Below are 10,472 nucleotides of genomic sequence, written 5' to 3' on the forward strand. Positions count from 1 at the left end.
CTTGCCGTCTTCGCCTGGCGGCTCACTCCAAGGAAGAGGCCATGACTCGCAAGACGCGTATCGAGCTATATCGCAATATCGGCATCAGCGCCCATATCGACGCGGGCAAAACGACGACGACCGAGCGCATCCTCTTCTACACCGGCATCACCCACAAGATAGGCGAAGTGCATGACGGCGCTGCCGTGATGGACTGGATGGAGCAGGAGCAGGAGCGCGGCATCACGATCACCTCGGCCGCCACCACCGCCTTCTGGAAGGGCATGGCCGGCAACTATCCCGAGCATCGCATCAACATCATCGACACGCCGGGCCACGTGGACTTCACCATCGAGGTCGAACGCTCCATGCGCGTGCTGGACGGCGCGGTCATGGTCTACGATGCGGTGGGCGGCGTGCAGCCCCAGTCCGAGACCGTCTGGCGCCAGGCCAACAAGTACAAGGTGCCGCGCCTGGCTTTCGTCAACAAGATGGACCGTGTCGGCGCGGACTTCCTGCGCGTGCATCGCCAGATCGCCGAGCGTCTCAAAGGCGATGCCGTGCCCATCCAGCTGCCCGTGGGCGCCGAAGACCATTTCGAAGGCGTGATCGACCTGGTCAAGATGAAAGCCATCATCTGGGACGACGCCAGCCAGGGCGTGCGCTTCGAGTACCGGGAGATCCCGCCCGCGATGCAGGCGCAGGCGCAGGAATGGCACGACAAAATGGTCGAGAAGGCTGCCGAGGCCAACGAGACCCTGCTCGAAAAATACCTGTCGGGCGAACCGTTGACCGAAGAAGAGATCAAGCAGGGCCTGCGTATGCGCACGGTCGCCAACGAGATCGTGCCCATGCTGTGCGGCAGCGCCTTCAAGAACAAGGGCGTGCAGGCCATGCTGGATGCCGTCCTCGACTACATGCCTTCGCCCGTCGATGTGCCGGCCATCAAGGGCCACGACGAACGCGACCGCGAGATCGAGCGGCATCCCGCCGACAATGAACCGTTCTCGGCGCTGGCTTTCAAGATCATGACGGACCCGTTCGTCGGCCAGCTGGTGTTCTTCCGCGTCTATTCGGGCGTGGTGAAGTCGGGCGATTCCGTCTTCAATCCCACCAAGGAAAAGAAGGAAAGGCTGGGCCGCATCCTGCAGATGCACGCCAACGAACGGCGCGAGATCACCGAGGTGTACGCGGGCGACATCGCCGCCGCCGTCGGCATCAAGGACGTCACCACCGGCGATACGCTGACGGACCCCGCGCACGTGATCATTCTCGAACGCATGGTGTTTCCGGAGCCGGTGATTTCGCAGGCCGTCGAGCCCAAGACCAAGGCCGACCAGGAAAAAATGGGCATCGCGCTGGGCCGCCTGGCCCAGGAAGATCCGTCTTTCCGCGTGCGCACGGACGAGGAATCGGGGCAGACCATCATTTCGGGCATGGGCGAGCTGCACCTGGAAATCCTGGTGGACCGCATGAAGCGCGAGTTCGGCGTGGAGGCCACCGTGGGCAAGCCGCAAGTGGCTTACCGGGAAACCATCCGCAAGACTTGCGATGAGGTCGAAGGCAAGTTCGTCAAGCAATCCGGGGGCCGTGGGCAGTACGGCCACGTGGTGCTGAAACTCGAACCGCAAGAGCCCGGCAAAGGCTATGAATTCGTCGACGCGATCAAGGGCGGCGTGGTGCCGCGGGAATTCATCCCGGCGGTGGACAAGGGCGTGCGGGAATCGCTGAATGCCGGCGTGCTTGCCGGCTACCCGGTGGTGGACGTGAAGGCGACGCTGTTCTTCGGGTCCTACCATGACGTGGACTCGAACGAGAACGCGTTCAAGATGGCGGCGTCCATGGCGTTCAAGGAAGGCATGCGCCGCGCGGATCCGGTGCTGCTGGAACCCATGATGCAGGTCGAGGTGGAAACGCCCGAGGATTTCACGGGCAACGTCATGGGCGATCTGTCTTCCCGCCGCGGCATGGTCCAGGGCATGGAAGACATCGCCGGAGGCGGCGGCAAGCTGGTGCGGGCCGAGGTGCCCCTGGCCGAGATGTTCGGCTATTCGACCTCGCTGCGTTCGCTGACGCAGGGGCGGGCCACGTACACCATGGAGTTCAAGCACTACGCCGAGGCGCCGCGCCAGGTGGCGCAGGAAGTGATGGCGGCCCAGGGTTCGGGCCGCTGAACGGTGCCGCTCAGGCCGGGGCCGCGGCCCCGGCCGCCGCCGCGCGCACCCGCGACGACGCCAGCTTCACGCCGAGCAGAATCATCACGAAACCATAGGCATGGAACAGCTGTGGAGCCTCGCCCAGCAGCGGCCAGGCCAGCAGCGCCGCATAGACCGGAACCAGGAACATCGACAGGCCCGCCGTGGCGGGGCCCGCCCGGCTGATCAGCCTGCCGTATACATAGTAGGCGCCCAGGCTGGGCACCACGGCCAGGAACAGCAGCACCGCGGCAAGGCGCGGATCGGTCCACGGCGGCACGGCGCCGGACGCGGCTTCGATGGCGGCGAAGGGCGCCAGTGCAAGCACGCCGCCCAGCATCAGCGTCGCCAGCCGCGCGCTGTCCGGCACCGCGGGCAGGATCAGGCGCTTTTGCAGCACCGTATAGAAGGCCCAGCCGGTGGCTGCCAGCAGCACCCAGAGGTCGCCCTGGCCGAAGGCAAGGCGGGCGAAGGCTTGCGCATCGCCGCGCGACAGCACCACTAGCACGCCTCCCAGGGCGAGCGCCAGGCCCGCGCCGCGCAGGGCCGACAAGGGCTTGCGCCAGATCAGGGCCTCCAGCAAGGCCACCAGGATGGGGCTGCACGAAAAAATCAGCGCAATGTTGGTGGCGCTGGTGGTCTGGGCGCCGATGTATTGCGGCGCCACCGCCACGCCCATGCCCAGCACCGCCAGCGGCGCGAGCGAGGGCAGGCTGCGCCGCAGGGTGCGGCGGTGCGCGCGCAAGGCGGGCGCGGCCAGCGGCAGCAGGATAAGCAGCGCGATCAGCCAGCGGCCGAAGGCCAGGAAGACAGGGGGAAGGCTTGCGTCGTGGGCCCAGCGGGCCGCGACCATATTGGAGGCGAATAGCGCCGGGGCGCTGAATAGCATGGCGGCGCCGGAGAGGCCCAGGCCGGATCTTGCGGGTGCTGCTGCTGCGAAGGACATGATTTCCCGCCGCGCGGATCGGCGCGCGGCCTGATGCGTTGGAACTGCCGGCGCCCGCGCCGGGTTGTGCCGCAGCGTCAGCGCCGAAATCCGACGGCCGGGATAAGCAGCCGTCTTGGAAGAGAGTTTACGGGTAAGGTCGGAAAATAGGTTTCCTGATTCCCGCTGAATTCGCTGTTATTGGAAAATATATATCCTATAAAATAGGATTTTGAAGATATTTTCTCTTTCAGGAAGGCATCCATGTCCGCCACGCCCAAAATCGACGAAACCGACCGCAGGATCCTGCGCGCGCTGCGCGCGGACGGGCGGCTCACCAACCTGAAGCTGGCCGAGCAGGTGGGGCTGTCGCCCACGCCGTGCTGGAACCGCGTCAAGGCGCTGGAAGAGGCGGGGGTGATCGAGGGCTACGCAGCCCTGCTGAATCAGAAGGCGCTGGGGCTGCCGGATACCGTCATGATCGAGGTGACGCTGGAACACCATGACGACGACGCGCTGGCGCGCTTCGGCGAGGAAATCACCCGACTGCCGGAGGTGGTCGAGGCCTTTCTCGTCACCGGGGAGTACGACTATCTGATCAAGGTGGCCGTGGCGGGCACCGAGGGCTATGAGGCCTTTCTGCGCAAGCGGCTGTACAAGTTGCGCGGCGTGCGCCACAGCCGCTCCACGTTCGTGTTGAGGCGCCTGAAGCACACGCCCTCGGTGGAACCCTAGCCGCCGATGAATTCCTCGATGGCGCCGTTGAAGGCGCGCGGATTGCCCAGGTTCATGCCGTGGGAGGATCCGGTGATCGTCACCCGGTGCGCCTGCGGCAGCCATTGCGACAACGCGTCCAGCACCGCCGGGTAGGGGGAAGGACTCAGGGCGCCGCCGATCAGCAAGGTCGGCAATTTCAGCGCCCCGATCTGCTGTGGCGTCAGCGCTTGCGGTGTTTCCAGCGCTTGCCCGAACAGCGTGCCGACGTTGTCGCGCACCATCTCCTTGAACCAGGGCACCATGCGCTGCCAGGTGTCGGGGCCGGTCACGGTATCGACGAACAGGGCCAGGCCCGCCTCGATGTCGCCTTGGCGGATGAGGGCCAGCGCCTGTTGGCGGAATCCGCCGCGCAGGTCGTCCTCGCCTGGCAGCGGCAGGCCGGGATCGGCCAGGGTCAGGCTGCGCAGCGAATCGGGCCGGCGCAGCGCCGCTTCCAGCGCGATGCGGCCGCCCCGCGAGTGGCCCACCAGGTGGGCCGGGCCGCCGGCCACGGTGTCGATGAATTCCAGCACGTCGCTGGCATGCTGCTCGATTGAAAAGCCGTCGCCCGCGCCGTCCCAGGCTTCGGGCCAATAGCGTCGCAAGCACACCGCCAGCACGCGGAACGACCGGCCCAGCGGCGCCATTTGCGACTTCCAGTACCGGCAGTCGGACAGGGAGCCGTGCACCAGCACCAGGGGCGCGCCGCTGCCGTACTCGGTGTAGGACATGGCATAGCCGTCGATGAGCGCGGTTTGCAGGGGCAGGACGGGTTCGGAACGCATGGGATTCGTATGGAAAAGCCAGGCCCGCATTCTAGCCCGCCGCCGCCTGCGGGGCAGGGCGCGCCGGCGCTGATACACTCGTTTCCGACCAGCCGGCGGCGGTTCGCGCCGGCCTTCCTGCCACAACGGAGCCCCTCCCGATGTCCCCCGAGTCCATTGCTGCCTTGCCCGAATCCGCCCAACGCGTCGCTCGCCTGTTGCAGGAGTTGGGGCACGACAAGCCCGTGATCGTCCTGCCGCAGACCGGCAAGACCTCGGCGGAGGCTGCGGCGGGCCTGGGCTGCGAAGTCGCGCAGATCGCCAAATCCATCATCTTCCGCAGGGCGTCGGACAACGCGCCGGTGCTGGTGATCGCCAGCGGCGTCAACCGCGTGGACGAAGCCAAGGTGGCCGCGCAAGTGGGCGAGCTGGCCAAGGCGGACGCCAAGTTCGTGCGCGACATGACTGGTTACGCAATCGGCGGCGTGTGTCCGATCGGCCACACGGTCAAGCCGGTGATGCTGCTGGACGCCGACCTGTTCAACTACGGCAGCTTGTGGGCCGCCGCCGGCCATCCGCACGCCGTGTTCAACCTGACGCCGCGGCAGTTGGCCGACATGACCGGCGCGCCGGTCTCGGATGTGGCGCAGCGCGCCTGAGCGCCGGCGTCCGCCTCAGCGCGGGTGCGCTTCGAGTCCGTCGATCAGCACCTGCCGCAAGCCGCGCGAGCAGGTTTCAACCCGGGCCTGCACCCCATAGACCTCCGCCAGCGAGGCGGGAGTGATCACCTCGGCGGGCGCGCCCGCTGCGTATGGCCGGCCGCCGTGGATCATCACCGCGCGGTCGGCGTGCTGCAGCGCCACGTTCAGATCGTGCAGCACGATAAGGCTGATGAGGCCGTGCTCCCGCGTTTCCTGCTTCAGCAGGCGCATCACGTGGAACTGGTAATTCAGGTCCAGGGCCGAAAGGGGCTCGTCCAGCAGCAGCACGCGCGGATGCCTGACGAGCGCCTGGGCCAGCCCTACCAACTGCTTCTGACCGCCGGACAGCGCATCCAGATAGTGCATCGCAAGGTGGCCTATGCCCAGGCGCTCCAGCAAACGTTCGATCTCCCGCGGGTCGGCCGACGGCGCCGTATCGCCGCTGGCCCTGGCCGCCACCAGCACAGATTCGAAGACCCGCAGATGCACCGCCGCGGGCAGGCTCTGGGGCAGGTAGACCACGTGGCGCGCGCGCTCTCCGAATCCGAGGCGGGTCAGGTCCCGTCCGCCCAGCAAGGCGCTGCCCGCGCGGGTGCGCACCAGGCCGGCAAGGGCCTTGAGCAGCGTGGATTTGCCGCTGCCGTTCGGCCCCAGTAGCGCGATGACTTCCCCGGCTTGCAGCGCCGGGAGGGTCAGCTTATGCAGCACGTCCCCGCGTCCGTAACCGGCGCAGAGTCCGCTGACGGCCAGGGTCATCGGCGGGGCGGCGCCGGCAGCGGATGTCATGGCAATTGCCGGCGCAGGACGACCGACACGAAAAAGGGAATGCCGACCAGCGCCGTGACGATGCCGACAGGCACGACCACGCCGGGGACGAGGTTCTTGGACGCGATCGACGCCAGCGACAGGATCACGGCGCCCACCAGGGCGCTGCCCGGCAGGTAATAGCGGTGGTCTTCGCCGAACAGGCGGCGCGCGATGTGGGGCGCCACCAGGCCGATGAAACCGATCGTGCCGACAAAGGCGACGGCCAGGGACGACAGCAGGCTGACCCGCGCCAGCGCGGCCACGCGCACCCGGCGCACGTCCACGCCGAAGCTCGCCGCGCGGTCTTCGCCCAGGCGCAGGGCGGTCAGTTTCCAGGATTGGCGCATGGCCAGGGGCAGGGCAAGCCCGATGGCGGCCGCCAGCACCCCCACGGACGCCCAGCTGGAACGCGACAGGCTCCCCATGGTCCAGAACACCAGGTTCTGCAGGGCTTCGGCGCTGGCCATGAACTGCACCAGCGACACCAGCGCATTGAACGTGAACAGCATGGCGATGCCGAACAGCACCACGGCCGAGGTGTTCATTCCGCCCCAGCGGGTCACGGCATCCAGCAACAGCGCCGCCACCATCGCGAACAGGAAGGCGTTGCCCGCGATCAGCCAGCCGGGCGGGATGCCCGGCACGCCCAGTTGCAGCACGATCGCCAGCGACGCGCCGAAGGCGGCGGCGGAGGAGACGCCCAGCGTGAACGGACTGGCCAGCGGGTTGTTCAGTATGGTCTGCATCTCGGCGCCAGCTAGCCCCAGCGCCATGCCCACCAGGGCCGCCATCAGGGCGGAGGGCAGGCGGATGTCCCACACGATGACCCGGTAGGTCGGATCGGCGGCTGCCGGCGCCGTCAGCGTCCGCCAGAGATCGCGCCACGGCAGGCCCGAGGGCCCCACCGTGAAATCGACCAGCAGCGCCAAGAAAATCGCCGCCAGCAGCAGGGCGATAAGCCCTGCCCGGCGGCGCAGGATGTGCCGGTAGGCGGCAACCGCGCTTGCGGTTGGCGGCATTACTGCAGCAGCTGCAGCCGGCTCTTGGCCGTGCCGGCGGCCGGCGTGGTCGGGTAGTCGCGGACGATGCGCTGCAGCGTCGTCTTGGCGCCCGCGCGGTTGTTCAGCTCGATCTGGCTGCCGGCGATGACGAGCAGGGCGTCGGGGGCGCGGGCGTTGTCGGGGGACTTCTGGACCATGGCGTTCAACTGGTCGATGGCGCCCTTGAAGTCCTTCAGCGCATAGCGGCTGCTGCCCAGGTAGAACTGGGCGCTGGGTGCCAGCTGGCTGGCGGGGTACAGCGCGGTGAATGCGGCCAGCGATTCGGCGGCGTCCTTGTACTGGCCCTTGCGGAACAGGTCGATCGCGCCGTCGTAGGCGGCCTGTTCCTGCGGATCGCCGGCGGAGGCGCCCGGCGGGTTCGCGCTGCCGGCGGTGCCGCCGGGCTTGGCGCTGGGCTGCTGGCGCGAAACCAGTTCGAGCTGGTCGCGCAACTGGGCGACTTCCTGCTGCAACGCCTGGATCTGGTCGGCCAATTGCAGCTTGGCGCGCTGGCTTTGCTCGTTCTGCTGCTGTACCTGCTGGCGCAGATCCAGGATGGCCCGGCGGGCTTCATCGTCGGAAAAAGCGTGAGCGGGCGCCGTCAGGGCCGCAAGCACCAGGCCGGTGGCCACAATCAGAGGACGCAGGGACAGAACGTTATCGCGCATGAATATTCCCGGGTATAAAAGACAAACGTCGGGACGGCCGGTTGACCGTCCCGACGCGTGGTAGGGCTCTTAGACTATACGAAAATCTTAACGCAGATAGTTGATATCGGCGCGGCGGTTTTCAGCAAAGTCGGCTTCCGACGTACCCGTCGACTTCGGCTTTTCCTTACCGAAGCTGATGGTTTCGATCTGGTTGTCGCTGACGCCCAGCAGGGTCATCATGCGGCGCACGGCGTCCGCACGGCGCTGGCCCAGGGCCAGGTTGTATTCAGCGCCGCCGCGTTCGTCGGTGTTGCCTTCGATCTTGATCTTCTGCTGCTGGTGCGAAGCCAGGTAGCGGGCGTGGGTCTCCACCAATCCGCGGTACTGGTCCGACACCGTGTAGCTGTCGAAGTCAAAGTATACCGAGCGTTGTTGCGCCAGGATGCTTTGGGGGTTGAAGGGATCAAGGATCTGGCCGGAGGCCGAGGATCCTTGGCCAGCGCCTCCGCCCTGACCCGCTTTATCGTCGAGAGGGACGGAGCTGCAAGCTGCCAGGGTGGCAGCCAGCGCGGCGATGGTTAGGCTTTTGGCAATGCGCGACTTCATGATAGTTCCTTTGCAAAGAGAGTCACACGTGTTATCGGGTAAATGGGCCCCAAGTCGGTTCACGTATTTCCCCGTTCAGTACCGAAAGCGTCTGCCGTACGCGGCCATCGCTCGAGACACCTGCGAGCACGCTACGGCCGTTTTGGACGGCGGCGTAGAGGACTTGCATTCCATTCGGCGCAAAGCTCGGGGACTGATCGTCACGACCATCAGTCAGCAGGGTCTCGGCGCCTGAGGACAGGTTCAACGACGCGATTCGAAACGCGCCGTCGCGTCTTGCAACGTACAGCAGCGTCGATCCGTCGGGGGAAATTCGGGGTGAGATGTTGTAACCACCATTAAACGTGAGGCGGCGTGCTTCGCCACCACTCGAGCCGGTCTGGTAGATCTGCGGCCCGCCGCTGCGGTCACTCGTAAAGATAATGGATGCCCCGTCCGGCGTAAAGCTCGGTTCGGTGTCGATGCCGGGAGAACGCGTAACTCGGGTCGGATTGGAGCCATCCGCCGCGCCGACGATGTAAATTTGCGACAAACCATCGCGCGTCAGGGCCACCGCCAGCTTGGAGCCGTCGGGCGACCAGCCGGGTGCGCTGTTGTTACCCTTGAAGTTCGCGACAGGAGCGCGCGCGCTGGAAGCCAGATTGTGCACGTACACGACGGGCTTGCCGGATTCGAAGCTCACGTAGGCTAGCTTGGAACCGTCAGGCGACCAGGACGGCGAAATGATGGGCTCCCGCGAGCGCAGGGCCACTTGGGGGTTCTGGCCGTCGGCGTCGGCAACCTGCAGTTCGTAGGTGGCGCCTTTTTTCAGCACATACGCGATACGGGTCGAAAACACGCCGCGAACGCCGGTGATCTTCTCGTAGATGCGGTCGGCGATCTGGTGGGCGACCCGGCGCAGTTCCTGCTCGGTGCCGGAGAAGGCCACGCCGTCGAGCTGGCCCTTCTTGACGGTATCGGCAAGACGGTAGCGGACGTCGTAGCGGCCGTCTGCGCCGCGCGAGATGCTGCCGTAGGCAATGAAGTCGGCTCCCTTGGCGCGCCAGTCGTCGTGGGCGATGGGGGAGTCGACGTTCAGGCCCGAGCCTGCCGCATTGATCAGGCGGAACTGTCCGGTGCGGGTCAGGTCGGCGCGGATCACGTCGGCCAGGGCGCGGCCATGGGTGTCGTCGACGGCGAAATCGGCGATCGCCACGGGGTATTGGGTGGCCCCGGTGCCCGAGATATCGACGCGCAACTGGGCATGGGCGGGTTTCATGGCCATCAGGCAGGCCAGCGCCAGCATCAGCAGCCCGAGTCCATACGATCGCCAGAGAGCGAGCTGGGGTACTCGTCGGCTATAAGCGGGAGTCATATTCTTCAATCTCCTGTCAATCATACATTCTGTACACAACGTCAATAATGGGTTCGTAGCGGCCCGTGGAAGGCTTCGGGAAGGGGTTGCAGCGGCGGATGCCGGTTTCGACCGCGCGGTCGAAGCCGGCATTGCCCGAAGAACTGGTCAACGTCACGCCGTTGACTTTCCCGTCGGAACCTAACTGTACCCGGTATTGTGCCGTGGGATTCCCCGAGCCGCTGCGAGGCGGGGGCGGATAAGCCACCCCGGGCTGCACGCAGGCGCGGACCTTGGCGCCATAGCCGCTGTCGCGGCCGCCGCCCGCCTGGTTGCGGTCGGCCGTGCCGCCGGGGATGCCCGCGGCGCCCATGGCGTCGTTGCGGAACGCATCCTTCAGCGCCTTGTCGGCGGCAGCCTTCTTGGCGGCTTCTTCCTTGGCTTTCTTCTCGGCAGCGGCTTTCTTTTCGGCGGCCGCCTTTTCGGCAGCGGCCTTTTCCTCGGCGGCTTTTTCGGCTGCCGCCTTTTCAGCGGCGGCCTTTTCTGCCGCGGCCTTCTTGGCGGCGTCTTCCTTGGCCTTCTTCTCGGCTGCGGCCTTGTCGGCGGCGGCTTTCTCGGCCGCGGCCTTCTCGGCAGCCGCCTTCTCAGCGGCCTGGCGTTCCTGTTCCAGGCGCTTTTTCTCTTTCAGTTCCGCCTGCTTGCGCTCTTCCTCGAGG

11 protein-coding genes are annotated in these 10,472 nt (G+C 66.4%); 3 read left to right on the forward strand and 8 right to left on the reverse strand.

Annotated features, from left to right (window positions below; genetic code table 11):
- Positions 1-41 precede the first annotated feature (41 nt).
- On the forward strand, positions 42-2,153 hold the full coding sequence (gene fusA, locus JL37_RS14840; protein WP_043544933.1) for an elongation factor G: 2,112 nt from the start codon (positions 42-44) through the stop codon (positions 2,151-2,153).
- A 10-nt stretch (positions 2,154-2,163) separates the two neighbouring features.
- On the opposite strand, the gene JL37_RS14845 is transcribed toward fusA, so the two are convergent.
- The gene (locus JL37_RS14845) at positions 2,164-3,120 is read right to left on the reverse strand and encodes a DMT family transporter (RefSeq protein WP_231570348.1); all 957 of its coding nucleotides are present in this window, start codon (positions 3,118-3,120) and stop codon (positions 2,164-2,166) included.
- Between the two features lie 243 nt (positions 3,121-3,363).
- Here JL37_RS14845 and JL37_RS14850 point away from each other — a divergent pair, with 243 nt between their 5' ends.
- Positions 3,364-3,834: an Lrp/AsnC family transcriptional regulator gene (locus JL37_RS14850; protein ID WP_043544937.1), complete on the forward strand. Its 471-nt coding sequence runs from the start codon at positions 3,364-3,366 to the stop codon at positions 3,832-3,834.
- Here the strand turns inward: JL37_RS14850 and JL37_RS14855 are convergent.
- Positions 3,831-4,640 (reverse strand): alpha/beta fold hydrolase, encoded by an 810-nt coding sequence (locus JL37_RS14855; protein WP_043545002.1) that lies wholly within the window; start codon positions 4,638-4,640, stop codon positions 3,831-3,833. The two genes, JL37_RS14850 and JL37_RS14855, sit on opposite strands and share 4 nt — an antisense overlap.
- 140 nt (positions 4,641-4,780) lie before the next feature.
- Between JL37_RS14855 and JL37_RS14860 the strand changes: the two genes are divergently transcribed.
- Positions 4,781-5,278 carry a YbaK/EbsC family protein gene (locus tag JL37_RS14860; protein WP_043544940.1) on the forward strand — a complete coding sequence of 166 codons (498 nt, stop codon included), beginning with the start codon at positions 4,781-4,783 and terminating at the stop codon, positions 5,276-5,278.
- Between the two features lie 15 nt (positions 5,279-5,293).
- Here the strand turns inward: JL37_RS14860 and JL37_RS14865 are convergent, their stop codons facing one another.
- The 6 genes from JL37_RS14865 to tolA all read right to left on the reverse strand — a co-directional run.
- Positions 5,294-6,106, reverse strand: a complete 813-nt coding sequence (locus tag JL37_RS14865; protein ID WP_369798551.1) for an ABC transporter ATP-binding protein — start codon at positions 6,104-6,106, stop codon at positions 5,294-5,296.
- On the reverse strand, positions 6,103-7,146 hold the full coding sequence (locus JL37_RS14870) for an iron ABC transporter permease (protein WP_043544942.1): 1,044 nt from the start codon (positions 7,144-7,146) through the stop codon (positions 6,103-6,105). Before JL37_RS14870 ends, JL37_RS14865 begins: the two co-directional genes overlap by 4 nt.
- Positions 7,146-7,835, reverse strand: coding sequence for a tol-pal system protein YbgF (gene ybgF, locus JL37_RS14875; RefSeq protein WP_043544943.1), 690 nt, complete (start codon positions 7,833-7,835; stop codon positions 7,146-7,148). The genes JL37_RS14870 and ybgF overlap by 1 nt, the downstream gene beginning before the upstream one ends.
- Before the next feature lie 87 nt (positions 7,836-7,922).
- Positions 7,923-8,423, reverse strand: a complete 501-nt coding sequence (gene pal / locus JL37_RS14880; protein ID WP_043544944.1) for a peptidoglycan-associated lipoprotein Pal — start codon at positions 8,421-8,423, stop codon at positions 7,923-7,925.
- Between the two features lie 31 nt (positions 8,424-8,454).
- Positions 8,455-9,777 carry a Tol-Pal system beta propeller repeat protein TolB gene (tolB, locus tag JL37_RS14885; protein WP_043544945.1) on the reverse strand — a complete coding sequence of 441 codons (1,323 nt, stop codon included), beginning with the start codon at positions 9,775-9,777 and terminating at the stop codon, positions 8,455-8,457.
- A gap of 16 nt (positions 9,778-9,793) precedes the next feature.
- On the reverse strand, positions 9,794-10,472 hold a 679-nt coding region (gene tolA / locus JL37_RS14890; protein ID WP_043544946.1), incomplete at its 5' end, for a cell envelope integrity protein TolA.

Origin of the sequence: Achromobacter sp. RTa, from assembly GCF_000757485.1 — a bacterium.
Classification (GTDB): Bacteria; Pseudomonadota; Gammaproteobacteria; order Burkholderiales; family Burkholderiaceae_B; genus Achromobacter.

Bases quoted from the DNA above. Each gene is read 5' to 3' on its own strand.
- tolB (WP_043544945.1), bottom strand. From the start codon at position 9,777: ATGACTCCCGCTTATAGCCGACGAGTACCCCAGCTCGCTCTCTGGCGA.
- fusA (WP_043544933.1), top strand. From the start codon at position 42: ATGACTCGCAAGACGCGTATCGAGCTATATCGCAATATCGGCATCAGC.
- JL37_RS14845 (WP_231570348.1), bottom strand. From the start codon at position 3,120: ATGTCCTTCGCAGCAGCAGCACCCGCAAGATCCGGCCTGGGCCTCTCC.
- JL37_RS14865 (WP_369798551.1), bottom strand. From the start codon at position 6,106: ATGACATCCGCTGCCGGCGCCGCCCCGCCGATGACCCTGGCCGTCAGC.
- JL37_RS14870 (WP_043544942.1), bottom strand. From the start codon at position 7,146: ATGCCGCCAACCGCAAGCGCGGTTGCCGCCTACCGGCACATCCTGCGC.
- JL37_RS14850 (WP_043544937.1), top strand. From the start codon at position 3,364: ATGTCCGCCACGCCCAAAATCGACGAAACCGACCGCAGGATCCTGCGC.
- JL37_RS14860 (WP_043544940.1), top strand. From the start codon at position 4,781: ATGTCCCCCGAGTCCATTGCTGCCTTGCCCGAATCCGCCCAACGCGTC.
- pal (WP_043544944.1), bottom strand. From the start codon at position 8,423: ATGAAGTCGCGCATTGCCAAAAGCCTAACCATCGCCGCGCTGGCTGCC.
- ybgF (WP_043544943.1), bottom strand. From the start codon at position 7,835: ATGCGCGATAACGTTCTGTCCCTGCGTCCTCTGATTGTGGCCACCGGC.
- JL37_RS14855 (WP_043545002.1), bottom strand. From the start codon at position 4,640: ATGCGTTCCGAACCCGTCCTGCCCCTGCAAACCGCGCTCATCGACGGC.